Genomic DNA, 21,903 nt, shown 5'->3' with positions numbered 1-21,903 from the left:
GGACCGTCCCTTTGTTTGCAGGCGACCGTCTCCTTTGCAGGCGACTATTAATGCCGCGTTCGCTAAAAGCAAGTCTCAATACTGCCCGTGATCCACGGCATATCGCACGGAAGCGCACGCTCCGGGTCGGCCGTTTCCAATGCATTTTTCCACTACCGCTCCCGGGCGAAATATATTACCCAAAGCATGTTTTTTCCAAAACAACTCCTATTTTTTTACTATCAACATATTTAATTTCAAGGAGTTTTCATGTCTCTCAAAGTCGTTGTCATCGGTGGCGTGGCTCTCGGGCCAAAGGCCGCATGCCGCATCAAACGCGTGGCGCCTGATGCCGAAGTGACCCTGGTCGACGCCAGTAAACTCATCTCCTACGGCGGCTGCGGAATCCCCTATTATGTTTCGGGAGACGTCAGCGATCATCAGCAGTTGCAGGAAACAAGCTTTCACATGGTCCGTGACGAGCAGTTCTTTCAGGATTGCAAGGACTTCAAGGTCATGACCGAGACCAGGGCGCTGTCCATCGACCGCAAGGCCAAGACTGTCCTGGTCCAGGCCAAGGACGGCACGCAGACCACGCTGCCCTACGACAAGCTGGTCCTGGGCATGGGCAGCACGCCCCGCAAACTGCCCATCCCCGGACGCGAACTGGGCAACGTCTTCACCGTGAGCACCCTGGGCGAAGCCATCCGCATCAAGGAGCAGGTGGCCAGCGGCAGCGTCGGGTCGGCCGTCATCGTTGGTGGAGGCTTCATCGGTCTGGAAATGGCGGAGTCCTTCGCGGACATGTGGGGCATCGATACCACGGTCATCGAAGTGGCGGACCAGATCATGCCCGGCTTCATGAGCAAGGCCATGGCCACCATCGCCGAAAAGCATCTCGCGGAAAACGACGTCACCGTCCACACCTCGGAAATGGTCCAGGCCATCGAGGGCGAAGACGGCAAGGTCACGCGCGTGGTAACCAACAAACGCACCATCGACGCGGATCTGGTCATCCTGGCCGTGGGCGTCGTGCCCAACGACAGCCTGGCCCGGGAAGCCGGACTGTCCTGCTCCGAGCGCGGCGGCATCATCGTCTCCAAGACCATGCAGACCTCCGACCCGGATGTTTACGCCGGCGGCGACTGCGTGGTCATCGAAAACATCGTCACGGGCAAGATCGGCTACTATCCGCTGGGCTCCCTGGCCAACAGCCAGGGGCGCATCATCGGCACCAATGTCGCTGGTGGCAGGGAAACCTTCGATGGCGTGGTCGGCACATTCATCATCAAACTCTTCGATTACGCCTTCTCGGGCACCGGCCTGTCCCTGCCCGTGGCCCTGCGCGAGGGCTTCGACGCCTTCAGCACCCACGTCATCATGAGCGACCACTCCCACTTCTATCCCAAGCGCGACATGGTCAGCCTGGAGATTGTCGTCGAGCGCCGTTCCGGCCGGGTCCTCGGATTGCAGGGCGCCTGCCAGAACGGCGATTCGCTCAAGGGCCGCATCGACACCATGGCCGCCATCCTCAAGTTCCGTCCGACCCTGCGCGACGTGTCCAGCCTGGAGATGGCCTACGCCCCGCCCTTCGGCTCGGCCATGGACGTTTTGAATGCCGCGGCCAACACCGCCGAAAACATCCTGGTGGGCAGGAACGTCCCGCTTCAGCCTGTCGAATTCGCCAAGCTCTGGGAGAACCGCGTCAGCGAAAACCTGCTGTGCATCGACACCCGCGAATGGGGCAATGCCGAGCCTTTTGTCAGCAAGCACCCGGAATTCTGGAAAAACATCCCTCAGGGACAAATCCGCAACAGGCTGGACGAAATTCCAAAGGACAAGAAGATCGTGCTGCTGTGCAACACCGGCGGTAGATCATACGAATCCCAGGTCATCCTGCGGAACGCCGGTTTTCTGGAGCCGGTCAACCTGCAGGGCGGCATGGGCTTCATCAAGCAGCTCGGATTCGACCCCAGCCAGGAAGATTGAAAATACACGGCCAACCCTCGGGTTGGCCTTTTTTTACGCAGGAGGATACATGACCAGAATTCTGACCGCGCTCATGCTTCTCTTTCCCCTTTGGGCCTGGGCCGCGCCGACCCAGGTGACGCTCTTTCCGGGTTCCGCCCAGGTCGAGGAAGTCTCGGCGGTGACGGTGGAGTCCGGCGAAGCGGGACTGTCGTCCTGCACGCTGGTCCTACCCAGTCAGGCCGACCCGGCCAGCCTGCGATTTGGCAAGCTGGCGGAAAAAGGAACCATCGCGGACCTGGCCTGGAAAACCCGTCAGGAAAAGAATCAAAGCGCCCTTGAACCGCTCAACCGTCGCCTGGCTGAATTGAAAACGGAGCGGGACGCGGTCCTGTCCGAACTGGAAGGCGTGCGCGGACGCATCGCCTTCTGGAAGGCCCAGACCAAGCCCGGCGAACAGACCGTGGCGGCGCTGCGAGAACTGGCTGAGGAGATGGGCAAGGCCCTGCGCGAGGACACGGCCAAGGCCCAGGCCCTGACGCCGCGCCTGGAGGAGTTGGAGGCAAGGATAGTCTGGGTGGAAAAAGAGATCGCCGACACGGCGGGCAAGGGCCGCACGGTATGGGAAGTCCGCGTCCTGGTCGCGGGCGCGGCACCCAAGGAACTGTCCTACTCCTACACCCTGCGTGACTGCGGCTGGACCCCCATGTATCGCCTGGAAGCCTCCCCGGCCCGCAAGAGCATCGATTTTTCCTGGCAGGCCAAGGTCTGGCAGCGTTCGGGACAGGACTGGAGCGACGTGCGGCTTTTTCTGGCAACCATGCAGCCACAAATCCAGGCCGAGCCCTCTAGCCTCCCTCCCTGGGAAATCGGGCCGCTGCGCGTCTTCCGCAAGGCCATGGCCGGAGCGCCCATGATGTCCATGCGCTCCGATGCCGCAAACGAGGAAATGCTCGCGGAAGCTCCTCCGGAGCCCGTGCAGGTCCGGCACAGCACCTACGCCGCCTGGGACATGGGCAAGAAATCGGTACCGGCCGGAGACACCCGCATCCTTGAGATCGAGCGCGACGCCTGGCCGGTCACCTTCACGCACCTCATCCGGCCCAGTCTCGATTCCAAGGCCTTCGTGCAGGCCAGGGCCGAGTTCACCGAGCCCAAGGAACTCCCCCCCGGCACGGCTTTCTTCTTCATCGACGGAGCCATGGTCGATCAGCGCCAGTTCTCGCTCTCCGGCCGGGACGCGACCGTGTTCTTCGGCACGGACCCGCTGCTGACCTGCACCACCGTCCTCAAGGACAAGAAGACGGGCGAAAAAGGTATCTTCAAACAAAAACAGACCTTCCTGCGACAGTGGACCATGACCGTGCGCAATGCCGCCGAGCGCCCGGCCCAGGTCCGCATCGAGGAGCCACGCCCACTGCCCCGCGACGAGCGCATCAACCTCGAACTGACGGCCAAGCCCGAACCCCTGAAAGAGGACGATCCGGAAATCCTGGCCTGGAACAGCACCATCGCGGCCGGCGCGGAGATGACCATCACCCTGGACCTCAAGCTCGACGCCCCCGAAGACCTGAACATCGATCCGGGCTGGCGCTGGTAGACGGCCATCGAGACACCAAAAAAACGCGCTCCCTCGCACATGAAAGGGAGCGCGTTTTTTTAACATCGCCAATCTTCCGATCGCCGATTCCAAAGCTCGAATTGCAGAATTCGAATTTCAAGTTCCTAAAAAAATCCGGAAGTCAAACCCGACCGCCATCCTTGTCCTTGGGGGGCGGCAAGGGCGCGCCGCATTTCTCGCAGCGTTCCCGGCGCTTATCGCCAGGCTGGGCAGACTGCCTGTGCCCGCAATGCGGACAGACCCGGACCTGGGAAATAAGTCTACGCATCATTTCAACCAGAAACATAATCTCTCCTGTCGTACTCCTGATCGAACAAAATATTGCGACAACTCCGGTTCACGTGAGCGGCGGACAGTTTAAATGACATATCCCGGCCACACCCTTGACCGGAAGAATAAAGGCGATTCCCGTGCCTGGCCGCTCCAAATTGCCCGCGTCAACGATGGCTTTGAGAACATGCAAGCTTATTTCCGATTTCACCAGAGTCAAAATGATCTCCTTCTCCGGATCTATGGCGAGGCCCAAGATGGATTTGACGTCCCTGATGCCCGTGCCACGCCCGAAAATGATGGTCCCGCCCTCGGCGCCAGCCTTGCGGGAGGCGTCCACGACGGGATCGCAGTGTCCCTTGTTCACGATGGTCACGATGCAGTCAAAATCTTCCAGTATGTTCATCAGCCACTCCTTTTTCGGGAATATAAAATGCCCAGAGCCATTACGGAGAGAATAGGCGCCAGGGCGACCAGGGCTATGAGTCCAAAACCGTCGGCCACCGCGTCCCTTCCCTCCAAGGCTCCGGCCGCACCCAAGGCAATGGCCATGACAAAGGTCACGGTCATGGGACCGGTGGCCACGCCTCCGGCGTCAAAGGCCGCAGAAATGAAGGAAGGCGTGGAGAATCGGGTCATGACCAAGGCCAGAACGTATCCCGGCACCACGAACCAGAGAATCGAAATTCCTGCCAGGAGCTTAAACATGGCCAACGCCACGAAAATCCCTACTCCCAGAGAGAGCGTAACCAAAACGGGTTTCTGACCGACCGAACCACCCGATGCCTTCTCCATCTCGATAGCCAGGACGCGCACAGCCGGTTCCGCCGCCGTGGCCGCAAGACCAAAAAAGAATCCCAACGGAACCAGCGCCCAGCGCCATGGCGCTCCGCCGATTATACGACCGATTTCGGTCCCTGCAGGCAAAAAACCTTGGGTCACGCCCTGCAGAAACAGGACCAGCCCGACATAGGACAAGATCACGCCTTTTAGCAGTCGCAGCACGTAGGATCTGGGCAAACGCAACGAGCGGTGCTGCATGTAGGCAAAAAAAAGCACCAAGGGAGCAAAGGCAATGAACAGTTCCATTGCCACATGCCTGAAATTCAGGAATTCCAAGATAATGTTCATCCGTAAATCATCCCCAGAATCATGACTCCTATGACCGGCCCAATGGATGCAAGACCCACGAGACCAAAGCCGTCGCTGAAGGAATTCTTGCCCCGCAACACCCCGACCGTGCCAAGTCCCAAGGCAATGATGAAGGGAACCGTGACTGGCCCGGTGGTAACGCCACCGGCATCGTAGGCGATGGGCAGAAAGCTCTCCGGTGTAAAAAAGGACAACGCCAGGATGACTGCATACCCGCCCACCAGCACCTTCACGATAGGCACACCCAGCACAATCCGCAGCACGGCTCCACCCACGCAGATTCCAACGCTTAGCGCGACCACAAAAACGAGTATATTGCGCGAAATCAACCCTGCGGAGACGAAATCAACCTGGTGAGCCAGAACACGCACGTCGGGTTCTGCAACAGTGATCGCAGTCCCAAGAAGAAAAGACATGAACACAAGGTATTTTACAGATCCGCTTTTGGGGAGCTCCGCACCGATCATTTCACCCATGGGCAAAAGACCGATTTTTACACCAAGAAGAAAAAGAAAGAGACCACAGCCCACGAATAACGCCCCCAATGCAAAACGGGCGAACACATCCCAGGGCATATGCAGCAACGTCAGTTGCAGCACGCAGACGATGAGACTGACGGGCAGAACCGCAAAGGTGACCTCGCGCAACAAATGAGCGGCTTCTTTGTTCATGTCAGGGCTCGACCATGCTTTGTTGGTGGAAGAGTCGCCTCCATCCAGGCAAGAGGCAAACAACTATGCATTGACACACTTGTTGAATTTTACACAAACAATCCTCCAGTTCAAGCCGCAGCCCCCGAATCGTGATTTTTCCCGATAAAAAGATCGGACTTCTCGGCGATCAACGCCTGTTCACCAAATACATGCACCCGATCCCCGACCATGAAAATCCACTGGGGATCCGGATTGATCTGTGTTTTTCCGGCCCGTTGCACAGCAACCACGGTCAACCCATGCTCCTTGCGTAGTTTGGAATCGATCAGACTCTTCCCCGCCACAAAAGCCCCCGGAGCAACGACAAGCACTGTCGCCCCAAAGGTGGAGCACGTCCCCTCCAGACTGCAAGCGTCGACCGTGTTGAGCATGGACCGTCTGAGCATTCCGTAACCCTCGGCTCTTATCTCGCGAACGAACCGTTCGATATCCGGCTTGGGCACCAGATACGTAGACAGCACGCGAATGAACATCTCCACCGAGGTCTCGTACTCCTCGGCCACCACTTCCTGCGCCCCCAGTTGCATGAGCGGCTCGATCTCGCTGACGAAGCGGGTGCGCACGACGATGTGCAGTGCCGGGTTGTGGGCCCGGGCAGTGGCCACGATGCGCCCGATGGCGGCAGGATCCGAGATGACCACGGCCAGTATGCGGGCCCGGGACACGCCGATGTGCTCCAGCACCGCCCCCTGGGACGCGTCTCCGTAAAGGATGGGCTCGCCCCTGGCCTGTTCGCGGCGCACGGTGTCCGGGTTCATTTCCAGGACGACATAGCGGATGCCCGCCGCCCTGGCGGCCCTGGCCAGGTGCTTCCCGCCGAGGCCAAAACCGGCGATGACGAGATGGTCGCTCATGTCCTCCTCGGCCTCCTTCGGCGGGGCGGTCTTCAGACCCGGGGGCATGATTCTGATCAGGCGTTCCGAGATGGCCGGCACGGCCGCGATGAGGAAAGGCGTGACGGCCATGGTCATGATGGCCACAGCCAGAAAGTATTGATATTCCGAAGGGGTGAGCAACTTGCTGCCCATGCCTACACCGGCCAGAACGAAGGAGAACTCGCCGATCTGACACAGGCACAGCCCTCCGAGGATGGCCACATGCCAGGGATATCCCAGCAACCTGCCGGCCACGGCGGCCAGGGCGCCCTTGAGCACGAGGATGGCCCCGGTCAGGCCGAGAACCTGCGGCAGGTGGGCCAGCACGAAGGACGGGTCCAGGAGCATGCCGATGGATACGAAGAAGACGCTCGTGAACACGTCGCGGAAGGGCAGTACCCCCTCCAGGGCCGAGTGGCTGTACTCCGACTCGCTCATGATGAGCCCCGCCAGGAAGGCGCCCAGGGACAGGGACAGGCCCACGCTCGACGTCAGCAGGGCGATGGCGAAGCACAGTCCCAGGGTGGTCATGAGGAAAAGTTCGCGGCTGCGCGTACGGATGACGGCCTCGAGAATGCGGGGAATCAGCTTCCGGGCCGCCACGATAAGCACACCACCGACCAGTGCCGCCTTGATCGCCATCTCGCCCAGGGACATCCAGGGATTGCCCGCTACGCCGGCCAGCAGGGGGACAAGCAGCATCATGGGCACCACGGCCACATCCTGAAAGATGAGCATGCCCAGGGAGATGCGTCCGTGGGGGGCGCCCAGCTGGGCCTTCTCGGCCAGGAGCTTGAGCACGATGGCCGTGCTCGACAGGGCGGCCAGGAAGCCGATGAAGATGGCCTTGCCCAGGCCCACCCCGAAGACCATGAAAGGCAGCTCGAAAACTGCGACGGTCAGCAGGACCTGGGCCGCGCCGCCCACGAACACCGGCTTCTTCAGACGCTGCAGTTCCTCCAGGGACAGCTCCATGCCGATGACGAAGAGCAGGAGGATGACCCCTACCTCGGCGAACATCTCGACTTCGTGCTCGGCCCCGACAAGGCCGAGACCATAAGGCCCCGCCAAGACACCCGTGAGCAGGAAGCCTATCACCGGGGGAATGCGAAAACGGTGACTGGCGATGATCACGGCGCTGGACAGGCCAAAAATCATGACCACATCGGTCAATATGGGGATCTCGACACTCATGAAAGTCCTCGAAACGTATTTTGCCGCATGCCGGAGTTCCCAAAATTGTCATCTATGCCTTGCCCTGTGCAAGAGACTCTCTGCAACATGCCGCCATGTAATGAAAAAGCAGGCCATGCTCAAATGGAGCATGACCTGCTGACAGGTTAAAGCACGGGTATGGAGAAGTCTAGCTGAAGAAATCCACAACATATTTGAGTGCAGTGCTCAAAATGATCACACACAGCATTGCCTTGATAAGACGGGCAGGGACGCGCTTTTGCAATCTGGCCCCGCAGTACATGCCGAGCATGCCGCCCAGACCGAATAGAATGCCAAGTCCCCAGTCGGGGGCGATGGATTGACCGACGTGAAAAGTCGCCAGTACCTGATAAAACCCCACACCCGCTACGGACGTGACCAAAGTGCCCATAAGCGCGGCCCCGGCCACCGTATAGACCGGCAGACCGCAGATGGAGACAAAAAACGGGGCGATGATGGACCCGCCACCAATGCCGTAGACGCCGCCGACCACGCCTACGAGGAGGCTCATCATGAATATGGTCATGGTCGAGCAGGAGTAGGTTTCTCCGGAAAAATCGTAACGGATGCACCGCAGGGAAAACTCCCTGACAGTGACCTCCCCGGTCCCGGCCGCTCCCCTGGATTCTCTGACCGACTGCCGGAAGCTGCGCTCCGACTTCTTCTCCTTCTGCCGCAACAGATCCCGAACCATGCGAAACCCGATGTAACCCAGGACCAGTCCGGCAAACACCTTGAAATTTCTGGGATCAGGCAGGTAGTTGACCCTGATCACAGCTCCAAGAATGACTCCCGGCAGAGTGCCGACGATCACGACCCAGGTCAGGGGCCAGACCATGCGCCTTTCCTTGAGATACCGGTACACGCCGCTGGGAATGGCCACTATGTTGAAGAGGTGATTCGTGGCGCTGACGGATGGCGCGGTGTATCCGAGAAAGGACATTTGAAAGGGTAGGAGCAGAAAAGCCCCGGAAACACCCCCCATGGAGGTGAAAAAAGACACCACGAAGGCGGCCAAGGGCGGCAGCCAAGGAGAAACCTCAATTCCTGCGGTCGCAAAATACATGACACCCCCCGGTGCCCGGACACGAGCCCATCCGAAACCTTGCCATCCAGCATGGGCGTCCCGGGTCATGAAAGACACATCCAAAGACATTTTTTTTATTTAAATCGTGTCAGTAATTGATCAGTTTCAAGCCTCCATGTCAAGATAATCCGCTGGTGCCCCTCACGAGAAACAGCTTCGCAACGCCCAGGTCATTTCGAAAATGTTGACGGAAAGCCTCTTTCCGGCTCATCTGCGGGCCGGGAGGAATAATCATGCGCGCTTTGAGGGGTTCGCTCCAGTTCAAATTCGTGTCGGCCATCATCTGCATCGTCGTGCCGCTCCTGGGTATAATTTTTCTCTGGCAGGGCGTGGCCGAAGAGCGACAGGCCTGGTCGCAGGTGGTCAATCAGGCCCGCCTGCTGACCCGCCAGATCATCCTGACCAGGCAATGGGTCTCGGACAGCCAGGGCGTATTTCTCCGTCAGGACACCCCCGGCGCGCAGGGCGGCGGCGGGTTCTACTCCGATCTGCTGCCCACGGAACGCGGCGTCCTGCAACGCTTCACCCCCTCCATGATCACCAAGCAGCTCTCCCTCTATTCCTACAGGCAGAATCTCTACCGCTTCCGACTGGCGGGCATCGCACCCATGAATCCGGAAAACAGGCCCGACGACTTCGAACTGGCGGCCATCAAAAGCTTCTCCCAGGGCGAAAGCAAGGAATACTATACCCTCGCCGATCATGACGGCGAGGCGATCTTCCAGTATTCGGCTCCCCTCTATGTCGACGAGACATGCCTGTCCTGCCACAAAAACTACACAAGCGGAACCGTCAGCGGGTGCCTGAGCATCCATCTGCCGGTCCAGCATGTGCTCGACTCCCTGAGCAACAGCAAGTTGCAGCTTTTTTCCTCGGCCCTGGCGCTCATCGTATTGACGGTACTGACCCTGTATTTTCTGGTCCGCCATCTTGTCCTCAATCCTTTGAGCACACTGGAGACCGTGGCCAAGGGCATCAGCAGGGGGCAATTCCCGGAGCGACTCCACATCGGCGGCAGCGATGAAATGAACCGGGTCGGGCAGGCCCTCGGCAGCATGAGCGTCAAGTTGCGGGAGGGACGGGACAGGCTGGAGGAAGAAGTGCAGAACGCGACCAGCGAACTGGCCCTGGCCAACGAGGAACTCAAAACCCTGGACCGACTGAAAAGCGAATTCCTGGCCACCATGTCGCACGAACTGCGCTCTCCGCTGACCTCCATCCGGGGCGGACTCGACTACCTGCGCCGCACGGAAACCGTCTCGGACAGGCAGGATTACCTTCAGATCATGGACAAGAACCTGCGCCGTCTGGTGCACTTGGTCACGGACATCTTCGACATCACCCGCATCGAGGCTGACAAGATCGAGTGGAATTTCGGACCGGCGGACATGTCCGAACTGGTGGGGGAAATCGTGGAGATCATGACCCCGCTGGCGGATGAACGCGAGTTGCGCCTGCACTTCCTGTCCCCCGGACCCATGACCGCCATGGTGGACGTGGAACGCATCGAGCAGGTCATCGTCAACCTGACGGACAACGCCATAAAATATTCCCCCAGGGGCGGCCTCGTCAGCTTCGTCCTGCTGCACGGGGAAGGCGAACTCAAGATCCAGGTCCGCGACCAGGGCCCCGGCATACCGCCCGAAGCACGGGAGGCCATATTCAAGAAGTTCCACACCGCGCCATCTTCCGGCCGTTCCGGCAAGCCGGGAGGCACCGGGCTCGGGCTGGCCATCTGTAGCCAGATCGTACGCGCTCATGGCGGACGAATCTGGGTCGAGGGCAACCCGGAGGGCGGCAGCATCTTCACCTTCACTTTGCCAGCCAGGGATGAGGACTGAGGGCCGATGCGCCCTGCCGACAAAAAAGCATGCCTGATTCAGGCGGCAACGAGGCCATATCAATTCAGCATCGTCGCGAAGCACGAGAAATCGAGCGCGTGACGCAAAATAGTTTGGAAACAATTAAACGATCTATTCAAGCCCATTGCATATATTTTTGGACCCGAGACATCATGTTGCGGAAAAAATAAAAATAATAAACGTTGACATTAAATTCAGCCCCACCTAGTTACTGCTGACTTTGGCGGAAATGAAAATCTGAATTCAAGCTTGAATCCACTTTCATTATTTCGCAATCCTGTCGGTAGCTGTTTTCCGCAGGAACAGAGTTTTTCTTTTTACTTTTTTTTCTTTGGAGTTACTGTCTTGTCTAAGAACATCTATGTTGGAAATTTGTCCTGGTCGACCACTGATGCAGATCTGCACGCCATGTTTTCCCAGTACGGTCAGGTCAGCTCTGCCCACGTCATTGAAGATCGTGAAACCGGTCGTTCCCGTGGCTTCGGCTTCGTGGAAATGGATGACGAAGGTGCACGCAAGTCCATCCAGGCGCTGAACGGAACCGACTGCCAGGGCCGCAACCTGAAGGTCAACGAAGCGCAGCCCCGTGAAAGCCGCTCCGATAGCCGTTCACGCTACTAAGCAGAACACTACGATCGCGATGAAGCCCGTCACTTGACGGGCTTTTTTTTTGCCCAAAATCCGGGCAAGCCTCCGCCCCTTTCTCCACCCCAAATTCTTTTTGCCGGTCATTTCAAAATGCCTCCGCGACACACCGTCAGCACCCGGAATGCGAATGTCCACAGTCTATCCCGGACGTGGTTCGAATCTGTAGCCGACGCCGGCCACGGTCAGAATGAAACGCGGGGCCTGCGGGTTGACTTCGATCTTTTTGCGCAGACGCTGCACATGCACGTCCACGGCCCGACTGTGGGAATAGAGCTTTGAATCCCCCCAGTTCTGACTCTGGATGAAATCACGTGACAAGGCCTCGCCCGGATGGGTGATGAAAAGTTCAAGCAGTGAAAATTCGGTTCGGGTCAAGCTCACCTCACGGCCCTGAATCGATGCCCGATGCGTGCGGTAATCAAGAATGATCTCCCCCTGGCGATTGGCATTACCCGATTCGCTGCGCCGCACTCTGCGCAGCACGGTTCGTATCCTGGCGGAAAGCTCCAGCGCATTGAAGGGTTTGACCAGATAATCGTCGGCTCCACACTCGAGTCCCAGCAGCTTGTCTGCAACCGTGTCCCGAGCCGAAAGCATGATCACCGGCGCGTCGCTCTCCCGGCGTAGAATTTGGCAGACCTTTATTCCGTCTATGTCAGGCAGATTCAGATCCAGCAGCACCAAATCGGGCGAATAGGCTTGCAGAACCGCTAGCCCTTCGTTTCCGGTCGGTGCGCTGGACACCAGAAATCCGTCCAGTTCCAGATTGGCTGACACGGTTTTGACAATATCCGCGTCGTCGTCGATGATCAGAATGCGTTGCTGGGTCATGGTTGCCTATCTCTTAAAATTACACCAGAAAAACAGATTCGCCGCCGAGCGTGACACTCCTTGCGCGCGGATTATCCGATACACAGGTTTCAATTCTGTTACAACTTTTACCACCCACCCCTGATAGATTTATGATACGAACCAAGGACAAATGTCGGCACCGGATCAACGACCCGGCGTGCTCAGGCATTCCAGTTGATCCCACAGCACCTTTCACAGGAGGGAGTATGACCCGAAAAAAAGATGCATCCAGCGGACGGGGATGGCGGTTCGCCTTGCCTCCGGCCATAGCGGGCATCGTGGTCACGGTAGGGGCGGCGCTGGCCATGACCGCGACGGACCAGGCCAGTTTCTGCGGCAGCTGCCATTCCATGGCGGAAGCGGCCTTTACGCACAAGACCTCGGTCCATGCCGAGCTGGCCTGCAACGAATGCCATGCGCCACACAATCTGGTGGCCAAGATACCGTTCAAGACCAAGGAAGGCACCCGTGACATCCTGGCCACGGTGACAAAGACCATCCCGGATCTCATTCATCCGGGCGAGGAAACCAAAGAAGTGACACAGGAAAACTGTCAGCGCTGCCACGGCGCGACGACTTCCACGGTCGTGATGCAAAGCAAGAAATTCTGCACCGACTGTCATCGCCACGTGCCCCATTCTCCCAAAATCCCCGTAGCCAAAAGGAGTGCCGCCGATGCGTAACACCCGATCCCTTATTGCCCTGCTGGCCGTGGGCTGCGCCCTGGCCTTGAGCGCCTGTTCCGAAGCGACTGAACCAAAGGCTCCGGAGTTCAAGACCAAGCTCAAGTCCGACGAGATCAAGAACTCCGCCTTCAAGGCTGAATTTCCGCTTCATTATGAAACGTTCCTGCGCAACAACGAATCCGAAATCATGACCGAGTATGGCGGATCCGTCGCCTACAACAAGCACGACAACGTAAACCCCCTGCCCGAAGGCTACAAGCACGCCCAGCCCTACCTGAAGAACCTCTGGCTCGGCTACCCCTTCAGCTACGAGTACAAGGCGGCGCGCGGCCACACCTATGCCATCAAGGACATTCTGCATATCGACCGCCTGAACCGCTACGACGAAAAGGCCGGACTGCCCTCCACCTGCTGGAACTGCAAGACCGCCAAGATGAATGAATGGGTCGGAGAGTACGGCGACGAATTCTGGGCCAAGGATTTCAACCAGTTCCGCGAGCAGGTCGATATGGACGACAACACCATCGGCTGCGCCAATTGCCACGACCCGGCCAACATGGAGCTGCGCCTCTACTCCGTGCCCCTGCAGGATCACCTGAAGGCGGAGGGCAAGGACTTCAAGACCCTCTCCCGCAACGAGCAGCGCGCCCTGATGTGCGGCCAGTGCCACGTGGAATACTATTTCACCGACCCGGGTCAGGGCGAATCCAAGAAGCCCGTCTTCCCCTGGGCCGAAGGCAAGGACCCCGAACAGATTTATTCCTACTACAAGGGGCACGGCGACACCACGATCCCCGGTTTCGAAGGCAACTTCGTGGACTGGGTCCATCCCGTGTCCAAGACCCCCATGCTCAAGGCCCAGCACCCCGAATACGAGACCTGGTACAATGGCGTGCATGGCGCGGCCGGAGTCAGCTGCGCCGACTGCCACATGAGCTACACCCGTCTCGACGGCAAGAAGAAGATGTCCAACCACCACTGGAATTCGCCCTTGAAGGACCCGGACATGAAGGCCTGTCGCCAGTGCCATACGGACAAGAGCCCCGACTACCTGAAGCAGCGGGTCATCTACACCCAGGACAAGGTCTGGGAACAGCTCATGGCCGCCCAGGACATCTCGGTCAAGGCGCATGAAGCCATCCGCATGGCCCATGAATTCCAGGGCGAAAAGCCGGCCGATTACGACCAGCTCATGATCGACGCCCGCGAGATGTGCCGTAAGGGCCAGTTCTTCTGGGACCTCATCTCTGCGGAAAACAGCGTGGGCTTCCACAACCCGACCAAGGCCCTGGACACCCTGGCCAAGTCCCAGCAGTTCAGCCAGAAAGCAGTGGACATCGCCATCAAGGCGGCGGCCTTCACCACGGCCCAGGCCCTGTCCGGCGACATCAAGGAACTTGTGCCGCCCATCATGGAACACAGCCGCGAGCTGCAGATGGATCCCGAGCACATGGCCAGTCACCAGTGGTTCAAGTATCTCAAAGTCACTCCCAAGGCTGAAAAGATCTGGGAAGGCAACAAACGCCTCATCCCGGCCCCTGCCGCCAGCTAGTTCATCCGCTCTCCCTGCCCTGCACGGAGGCTTCGGCACAACGCCGGAGCCTCCGTTTTTTTTGCGCCCTTATCTTTGCGAGCAACTATTTCCCTCATTGACTGATGAAATATCGCCAGGGACCTTGTCCTTTCGATGTCAATTAAATATGGTAATACTATCCATCATGGAAAGAACTATCGTTATCATCAATACTAGCCACGGAGGTCAGTGATGGGAGAAGAATTGGCGGCAGGCTGCACCAGGCCAACAGCCGAGGTCGAGCAGGCACCGGAAGAGACCGTTCAACCAGCAACACCAGTCCAAGGAGCGCGACCCATGATTCAGGTAGGAAAGAAAGCCCCCGATTTCTCGGCCCCGGCCTATTTCAACGGCGGTTTCACCAATGTCAGGCTGTCCGAATTCCTGGGGAAATGGGTGGTTCTGTGCTTTTATCCCGGTGACTTCACCTTTGTCTGAGCGACCGAAATCTCGGCGGTCGCCGAGAAGCACGCGGAATTCGAAAAGCTGGGAGTGCAGGTCCTGTCCATGAGCACGGACAGCATGTTCGTGCACAAGATGTGGGTGGACGACGAACTTTCGAAAATGATCACCGCGAAGAAGGTACCTTTCCCCATGCTGTCCGACGGCGGAGGCAACGTGGGCAAGATGTACGGCATCTACGATGAAGCATCCGGCGTGGACGTGCGCGGCCGCTTTCTCATCGACCCGGACGGAAACGTGCAGGCCTACGAGGTGCTGACCCCTCCGGTGGGCCGCAACGTCAACGAAACCCTGCGCCAGATCCAGGCCTTCCAGCTGGTGCGCGAAAGCAAGGGCACCAAGGCCACCCCGTCCGGCTGGAGACCCGGCAAACCGGTTCTGAGCCCTGGTCCGGGCCTGGTCGGCAAGGTCTGGGAAGTCTGGACCGTGGACAAGGCCTTCGACTGATCCAGCCCCGATCTCTCACCAAACAAAGCGCCCGGATTTCCCGGGCGTTTCGCGTTCCCCCCCGTCCCTGAGAACGACGACGGGTCCTGCCGAACGTCTTTTTCAGGGAAACACACACCATCCGCATGTTTCCCATTCATATCCCGCCCATGACCCGCCCATGACTCCCACCCGAGCCGTGTCGCCGGTGCCGGGCAAGGGTCGCCGACTGTCTGACCGAGCCCGGCATCGCAAGGTTTCTTTGTCGCCCATGTCCCGCCCATGACTCCCACCCGAGCCGTGTCGCCGGTGCCGGGCAAGGGTCGCCGACTGTCTGACCGAGCCAGGCATCGCAAGGTTTCTTCGTCGCTCATCGTCCAGCCCGGGCCTGCCGCACTCCACGCGACGAAAGAAACCCTACGAGGCCCGCGAGGGAGTTTCGGCGGCCCTTGCCCGGCAGCGGCGGCACGGCGACTGCACTGGCTCCCCCCTCTCCTCAACATTGCGACCGCACTAGCTCACCACGAACGTCAGCACCCACCCTCAAAAACAATCAATCGCTTGATTAATTCAATCAGATGATTTATTCACACCCTCATGAACATCGACCTTCTCCACGAATCCACACCCAGCCGGGCGGACCGCGCCAGGCTCAGGCTCCTTGAAGCCGGATTGCAATGCTTCGCCGATCTGGGACTCCATGGCGTGACCATCCGGGAAATCGCGCGGGTTGCGGGGCAGAACTCTGCGGCCATCACCTACTACTTCGGCGGCAAGGAAGGCCTGTACGGCGCCGTACTGGACGCGGTGCTGCGCTTTTTCCGCAACCATGTCCGCGAGGCCAGCCAGACCTGGGACTCCCTGAACGAGGCACAGACAAGCCCCGAACAGGCCTTGAAGTTGCTCAAGCGCATCCAGCGCGGCTTCGCGCTGGGCATCCTGACCGACGCCAAGGCCGCCCAGTTCGCCATGCTCATGGTCCGGGAACAGACCCAGCCCACGGCCGCTTTCGAGGCCCTCTACCAGGGCACCGTGGAACCGCTACACCGCATGGTCTCGCACATCCTGGCCCGAATCACGGGCGACGACCCCGAATCGCCCCGGGCCGTGCTTCGGGCGCACACCCTCATCGGGCAGTTGCAGTCCTTCGTCATGGCCCGGGAAACCCTGCTTCGGCGCATGGGCTGGGACGGATACGACGCCGAGCGCGCCGCCGCCGTGGCCGACATGCTGGCCGAGAATCTCGACATCTTCGTGGCCGGACTGAACGCCCCGGCTGAACCCAAACCGGAATATCCATCGTGAAACGCATCCTTGTATTCTTTCTTCTCCTGGCCACGGCCGCCGGTGGCTGGTACTTGTGGCACTCCCAGCGCGCCACGCGTGACAACACGCCCCCGGCCTTTCACGGTAACGTCGACATCCGTGAAGCGCGGCTCGGATTCAGGGTCGCAGGAAAAGTCCGGGAAGTCTTGAAGGAGGAGGGAGACGAGGTCGGGGCGGGCGAAATCGTGGCCAGACTCGATGCGGAACCGTTTCAGAACGCCGTGGATCAGGCCGAGGCGCAGGTGCGGGCAAATGCAGCCCGACTGTCGGAACTGCGAAACGGAGCACGCCCTGAAGACATCGAGCAAGCCCGCAAGAACCTTGCGGCAACCGAAGCCACATACGACAATGCCCGCCTCATCTTTGAGCGCCAGCGGCAACTTGTCGCCAGCGGGGCCGTGTCCAGACAGGATTTCGACACCGCGCGCTCCACATTCGAAGCGGCCAGAGCCAGACTGGGCAGCGCTAAAGCCGCCCTTAATCTGCTCCTGGCGGGATCAAGGCCCGAACAGATTCGTCAGGCCGAGGCCAACCTGGAGGCCGCCCGCGCCGCTCTGTCCCAGGCCCGCACGCAGCTTGCCGACACGGTGCTCACCGCGCCCGAGGCGGGCGTAGCCCTGACTCGGGTCGTGGAGCCGGGCAGCATCGTGCAGGCCGGAAGCACAGCCCTGACCGTCAGCCTTGTTTCTCCCGTTCGTGTCCGGGCCTATGCGCCCGAACCACAGCTCGGCCTCGTACACCCCGGCCGCAAGGTTCTGATCTTCACCGACTCCCGTCCCGAACCGTATCAGGGGCAGATCGGAGACGTCTCGCCACGGGCGGAGTTCACGCCCAAATCCGTGGAAACCGAGGAACTGCGCACGGCGCTGGTCTATCGTTTTCGGGTCGTCGTGCTGGACGCGGACCAGGGGCTTAGGCAGGGCATGCCCGTCACCGTTAAGCTCGCGGAGTGACCATGGCCACGGTCAGTCTGCTTGACGTCGGCAAAACCTTCCCCGGCCTGGACACGCCCGCCCTGGCCGGCATCTCGGGTTCCATCGAATCCGGGATCATCACCGGCATCGCCGGGCCCGACGGAGCGGGCAAGACAACCCTCATGCGCCTCATGGCCGGACTGCTGCGTCCGGACAGCGGCGGCCTGACCGTGCTCGGCCGGGAACCCTTGACCGCTCCCGAGCTGCGCCTGCGGGTGGGTTACATGCCGCAAAAATTCGGACTCTACGAAGATCTTTCGGTCCTGGAAAACCTGACCCTGCATGCCGATCTGCGCAACGTGACCGGAAAGGAACGGACGCAAACCTTCGAGCGGCTGCTGGCCTTCACCGACCTGCACAGGTTCACGAAACGCCTGGCCGGACGGCTCTCGGGCGGCATGAAACAAAAACTCGGGCTGGCCTGCGCCCTTTTGGGCACACCGGAACTGCTCCTGCTTGACGAACCAGGAGTCGGCGTTGACCCGATTTCCCGACGCGAATTATGGAAAATGGTGCATGAACTCGCCGATCAGGGCATCGCCGTGGTCTGGAGCACATCCTACCTGGACGAGGCGGAGGCGTGCGACTCGGTGTTCCTGCTCAGCCAGGGCAGCCTGCTGTTTTCGGGCAAGCCGAAGGATCTCACCAGCCGCCTGCGGGGACGCTGCCTGCACCTCGGCGGCGTCGAGGGACGCAGAAGGCAAGCGCTGGCGACCCTGCTCTGCCAGCCGGAAGTGAGTGACGGGGTCATCCAGGGACGAAACCTGCGCATCGTTCTAAAAGACGGAGCCGCCCGCCCCGATCCCTCGGCCCTGGATATTTCCGGCCCGGCCGAATGGAAGGAGGTCGCGCCTCGCTTCGAGGACGCCTTCATCGATCTGCTCGGCGGCGGACCGGGCGGTGAATCCGCCCTGGCCGCGTCAATGCAGCCGCGAGCCGAAATCCGCGAAAGCCTGATCAAGGCCGAAAAGCTGACCAAAAGCTTCGGCGACTTCACGGCCACGGACCATGTCAGCTTCGAGATCAGGCAGGGAGAAATCTTCGGACTTCTCGGACCCAACGGAGCGGGCAAGTCAACCACCTTCAAGATGATGTGCGGCCTCCTCGCCCCCACCTCCGGACGGGCCGAGGTCATGGGCATCGACCTGCGCCGCAGCCCGGCCAGAGCCAGGGAGCGGCTTGGCTACATGGCCCAGAAGTTCTCCCTCTACGGCAAGCTCACCGTGCGCCAAAATCTCGAATTTTTCTCCGGAGTGTATGGATTGTCGCGGACCAGGCAACGGCAGGCCGTGGATTCGATGATCGAGTCCTTCCACCTGAAGCAGTTCCTTGGCGTCACGACGGACGACCTGTCCCTTGGTTACAAGCAGCGCCTCGCACTGGCCTGCGCCGCCATGCACGAACCGGACATCCTCTTCCTCGATGAACCGACCTCGGGCGTGGATCCCCTGACCCGCCGCGAATTCTGGAATCACATCAACGGCGTCGTGGAAAAAGGGGTCACGGTCATGGTCACCACCCACTTCATGGACGAGGCCGAGTACTGCGACCGCATCGGCCTGATCTATCAGGGCAAGCTCATCGCGCTGGCGCCGCCGGACGATCTGAAGGCTGACGTGGCCTCGGCCGCCCTGCCCGATCCGACCATGGAAGACGCCTTCATCGAGCTCATACACAGACAGGAGGCCTCGTGAAATTCGTATCCCTGCGAAGGCTGTCCGCTTTGTGTCTCAAGGAAACACGCCAGATTCTGCGCGACCCGAGCAGCGGCGTCATTGCCTTCATCCTGCCCATGATCCTGCTGGTCATCTTCGGCTACGGCCTCAACCTCGACACCACCCGCCTGCGCATGGGCCTGTGCGACGAAGACGGAGGACCGGTGGCGGCGTCATTTACGGCGAAGCTGACCGGCTCGACCTATTTCGAAATATTTCCCGGCAGCCGCGCCGAACTCGACACCCTGCTCGAAACAGGGGTCATCCGGGGCTACGCGGTCCTGGCCCAGGACTTTTCCCGCATCGTGGACCAGGGCCGGGAAACGACGCCCATTCAGGTCATCACCGACGGAGCCGAACCGAACACGGCAAACTTCATGGCCGCGTTCATGAAGAACGTCTGGCAGGAATGGCGACAGACCCGGGCCAAAGATCAGGGCCGGGACGCCGTGCAAGGCGCAAGGGTGGAGGTCCGGTACTGGTACAACGCGGCGGCCATCAGCAGACACTATCTCATCCCGGGGTCCATCACCATCATCATGACCGTCATCGGCGCCATGCTGACCTCGCTGGTCGTGGCCCGCGAATGGGAACGCGGGACTATGGAAGCCCTGCTGGCCTCCCCGGTGACCAGAACCGAGCTGCTGCTCTCCAAGCTCCTGCCCTATTACGTGCTGGGCATGATCTCCATGTCCGTGGTGGCGCTGAGCGCAGTGCATCTCATGGGCGTGCCCTTCCGGGGCTCGGTGGGAGCGCTGCTGCTGGTCACGACGGTCTTCCTGCTCAGCATGCTGGGCATCGGCCTGCTCATCTCCTCGGTCATGCGCAACCAGTTCGACAGTGCCCAGACCACCCTGAACGTGGCTTTCCTTCCGGCCGTCATGCTCTCGGGAGCGTTCTTCGTCATCGCCAGCATGCCCGCGCCCGTGCGCGCCCTGACCTATCTGCTGCCGCCGCGCTATCTGGTCAGCTCACTGCAAACCATCTTTCTGGCCGGTGACGTCTGGGAAATACTCATCCCCGACATCCTCTTCCTGACGGGCACGAGCGTTCTCTTTCTGACCCTGACCGCGCTCAAGACCGTGCGCAGGCTGGACGCATGATCTGGCTGCGCCGCATCCTGGCCCTGGTCAGAAAGGAGCTGCAAATTCTCCTGGCCGACCCGCAAAGCCGCAAGCTGGTGGTCATCCCTGTCCTTTTGCAGGTCATCCTCTTCCCTCTGGCCGCCACCCTGGAAGTGAAGAACAACTCCCTGGCCGTGCTGAACGAGGACGGAGGCACGCCTTCGGTGGAGCTGATCCAGCGCTTCGCCAGCGCCCGGGCCTTCACGGAAATCATCCACCTGTCCGGAGCCGGACAGATCGAAAGGACCCTGGACAACCAGCTGGCCATCGCGGTGGTCCGCTTCGGGCCGGATTTCTCGCGCAAGGCGACGGCAGGGCTCCCCGCGCCCATGCAACTGCTCCTCGACGGCCGCCGTTCCAACAGCAGTCAGATCGCGGCCAGCTATATCCAGGACATCACCACCCAGTATTTCAACGAACAAAACCTGGCCCAGGGACGGCCGCCGACGTCGGAACTGGTCATCCGTCATCGCTACAATCCGAACCTCGAATACCAGTGGTTCATCCTGCCGAGCCTGGTGGCCATCATTTTGACCGTGAGCGCGCTCATCCTGACCGCCCTGTCCGTGGCCCGGGAGCGCGAGCACGGAACCCTGGACCAATTGCTGGTATCGCCCCTGACCCCGGAAATGATCATGATCGGCAAGGCCTCGGCCGTGCTGGTGGTGGGCCTTTTCCAGGCCACGGTCATCATCCTGGCCGCCATCTTCGTCTACAAGGTGCCCCTGTCGGGTTCCCTGGCCCTCATTTACGCCAGCAGCGTGCTCTACTTCGCGGCCCTGGTCGGCGTCGGTTTCTTCATCAGCGCCCTCTGCGCCACCCAGCAGCAGGCCTTTCTCGGAGCCTTCGCCTTCATCATGCCGGCCATCCTGCTCTCGGGCTACGCCTCGCCGGTCGAGAACATGCCCCAGTGGCTGCAAACCGCCACCTGGATCAATCCCATCCGGCACTTCATCGTCATCGTGAAGAGCATCTTTCTCAAAGACGTGTCTGTTGGATTCGTGCTGGAGAGCGCCATCCCGCTGCTGGTCATCGCGGCAGGGACTCTGACGGTCGCGGTGATCATCTTCCGCAGGCGGTTCGGATAGTACGGCAACGGGCGACTGCCTTCTCAGGCAAAAAAATCAGTAACGCCCGATTGAGTACGGATTGAGGAATTGGCGCTGCCACATCAGATTCTTATCAACGGGAGTGAGCCGGGCTTCATCACATACCCGATCCCAATTGTCTCGGATGGCCGTGATCACCCTGTAGACGATGCCCGTGGCCTCAGCGCTGTCGTCAAAACACAATGAAAATATGCATGGCAAAATAGTCATTAAATACCTTTATGACTATTTTCATGGTCACTTGAAGTCAAAGTTGACGGAAAAAG

General features: G+C 60.0%; 19 protein-coding genes. 12 read left to right on the top strand and 7 right to left on the bottom strand.

All coding sequences use genetic code 11. The features are described 5' to 3' along the window. Positions 1-249: 249 nt before the first annotated feature. Positions 250-1,968 (top strand): FAD-dependent oxidoreductase, encoded by a 1,719-nt coding sequence (locus BMZ40_RS03075; protein WP_092372661.1) that lies wholly within the window; start codon positions 250-252, stop codon positions 1,966-1,968. A gap of 49 nt (positions 1,969-2,017) precedes the next feature. After that, positions 2,018-3,547: a DUF4139 domain-containing protein gene (locus BMZ40_RS03070; RefSeq protein WP_092372660.1), complete on the top strand. Its 1,530-nt coding sequence runs from the start codon at positions 2,018-2,020 to the stop codon at positions 3,545-3,547. Positions 3,548-3,689: 142 nt separating this feature from the next. Here the strand turns inward: BMZ40_RS03070 and BMZ40_RS19450 are convergent, their stop codons facing one another. From BMZ40_RS19450 to BMZ40_RS03045, 6 genes are all read right to left on the bottom strand, one after another. Further along, positions 3,690-3,854, bottom strand: coding sequence for a hypothetical protein (locus BMZ40_RS19450; protein WP_177192996.1), 165 nt, complete (start codon positions 3,852-3,854; stop codon positions 3,690-3,692). Positions 3,855-3,905: 51 nt separating this feature from the next. Beyond that, positions 3,906-4,244, bottom strand: coding sequence for a P-II family nitrogen regulator (locus BMZ40_RS03065; protein WP_092372659.1), 339 nt, complete (start codon positions 4,242-4,244; stop codon positions 3,906-3,908). Beyond that, positions 4,244-4,969, bottom strand: coding sequence for a DUF1538 domain-containing protein (locus BMZ40_RS03060; RefSeq protein ID WP_092372658.1), 726 nt, complete (start codon positions 4,967-4,969; stop codon positions 4,244-4,246). Before BMZ40_RS03060 ends, BMZ40_RS03065 begins: the two co-directional genes overlap by 1 nt. Beyond that, positions 4,966-5,661 (bottom strand): DUF1538 domain-containing protein, encoded by a 696-nt coding sequence (locus BMZ40_RS03055; RefSeq protein ID WP_092372657.1) that lies wholly within the window; start codon positions 5,659-5,661, stop codon positions 4,966-4,968. Before BMZ40_RS03055 ends, BMZ40_RS03060 begins: the two co-directional genes overlap by 4 nt. 110 nt (positions 5,662-5,771) lie before the next feature. Beyond that, a complete protein-coding gene (locus BMZ40_RS03050; protein ID WP_092372656.1) occupies positions 5,772-7,772 on the bottom strand; it encodes a monovalent cation:proton antiporter family protein in 2,001 nt (666 codons plus the stop codon). A 169-nt stretch (positions 7,773-7,941) separates the two neighbouring features. Further along, positions 7,942-8,859, bottom strand: coding sequence for a sulfite exporter TauE/SafE family protein (locus BMZ40_RS03045; RefSeq protein ID WP_092372655.1), 918 nt, complete (start codon positions 8,857-8,859; stop codon positions 7,942-7,944). 254 nt (positions 8,860-9,113) lie between these two features. Between BMZ40_RS03045 and BMZ40_RS03040 the strand changes: the two genes are divergently transcribed. Then, on the top strand, positions 9,114-10,721 hold the full coding sequence (locus BMZ40_RS03040) for an ATP-binding protein (RefSeq protein WP_092372654.1): 1,608 nt from the start codon (positions 9,114-9,116) through the stop codon (positions 10,719-10,721). 366 nt (positions 10,722-11,087) lie between these two features. Further along, entirely contained in the window at positions 11,088-11,363 is a 276-nt protein-coding gene (locus BMZ40_RS03035; protein WP_015774269.1) for an RNA recognition motif domain-containing protein, read from the top strand. 165 nt (positions 11,364-11,528) lie between these two features. On the opposite strand, the gene BMZ40_RS03030 is transcribed toward BMZ40_RS03035, so the two are convergent. After that, a complete protein-coding gene (locus BMZ40_RS03030; RefSeq protein ID WP_092372653.1) occupies positions 11,529-12,221 on the bottom strand; it encodes a response regulator transcription factor in 693 nt (230 codons plus the stop codon). Between the two features lie 227 nt (positions 12,222-12,448). On the opposite strand from BMZ40_RS03030, the gene BMZ40_RS03025 reads away from it, so the two are divergent. From BMZ40_RS03025 to BMZ40_RS02990, 8 genes are all read left to right on the top strand, one after another. Continuing rightward, positions 12,449-12,925: a cytochrome c3 family protein gene (locus tag BMZ40_RS03025; RefSeq protein WP_092372652.1), complete on the top strand. Its 477-nt coding sequence runs from the start codon at positions 12,449-12,451 to the stop codon at positions 12,923-12,925. Next, entirely contained in the window at positions 12,918-14,480 is a 1,563-nt protein-coding gene (locus BMZ40_RS03020; RefSeq protein ID WP_092372651.1) for an ammonia-forming cytochrome c nitrite reductase subunit c552, read from the top strand. Before BMZ40_RS03025 ends, BMZ40_RS03020 begins: the two co-directional genes overlap by 8 nt. 213 nt (positions 14,481-14,693) lie before the next feature. After that, entirely contained in the window at positions 14,694-15,410 is a 717-nt protein-coding gene (gene prxU, locus BMZ40_RS19870; protein ID WP_092372650.1) for a thioredoxin-dependent peroxiredoxin, read from the top strand. A 576-nt stretch (positions 15,411-15,986) separates the two neighbouring features. Next, positions 15,987-16,694: a CerR family C-terminal domain-containing protein gene (locus tag BMZ40_RS03010; RefSeq protein WP_092372649.1), complete on the top strand. Its 708-nt coding sequence runs from the start codon at positions 15,987-15,989 to the stop codon at positions 16,692-16,694. Continuing rightward, positions 16,691-17,668, top strand: a complete 978-nt coding sequence (gene hlyD, locus BMZ40_RS03005) for a secretion protein HlyD (protein WP_092372648.1) — start codon at positions 16,691-16,693, stop codon at positions 17,666-17,668. The genes BMZ40_RS03010 and hlyD overlap by 4 nt, the downstream gene beginning before the upstream one ends. Before the next feature lie 2 nt (positions 17,669-17,670). After that, positions 17,671-19,383 carry an ATP-binding cassette domain-containing protein gene (locus BMZ40_RS03000; protein WP_092372647.1) on the top strand — a complete coding sequence of 571 codons (1,713 nt, stop codon included), beginning with the start codon at positions 17,671-17,673 and terminating at the stop codon, positions 19,381-19,383. Then, on the top strand, positions 19,380-20,507 hold the full coding sequence (locus tag BMZ40_RS02995) for an ABC transporter permease (protein WP_092372646.1): 1,128 nt from the start codon (positions 19,380-19,382) through the stop codon (positions 20,505-20,507). Before BMZ40_RS03000 ends, BMZ40_RS02995 begins: the two co-directional genes overlap by 4 nt. Beyond that, positions 20,504-21,616 carry an ABC transporter permease gene (locus BMZ40_RS02990; protein ID WP_092372645.1) on the top strand — a complete coding sequence of 371 codons (1,113 nt, stop codon included), beginning with the start codon at positions 20,504-20,506 and terminating at the stop codon, positions 21,614-21,616. Before BMZ40_RS02995 ends, BMZ40_RS02990 begins: the two co-directional genes overlap by 4 nt. The last annotated feature ends 287 nt before the right edge of the window (positions 21,617-21,903 follow it).

The organism is Desulfomicrobium apsheronum, from assembly GCF_900114115.1.
In the GTDB taxonomy this organism is placed as follows: domain Bacteria; phylum Desulfobacterota; class Desulfovibrionia; order Desulfovibrionales; family Desulfomicrobiaceae; genus Desulfomicrobium; species Desulfomicrobium apsheronum.
Note: the sequence above shows the minus strand (reverse complement) of the source record. Positions and strands in the feature narration are given on the sequence as shown.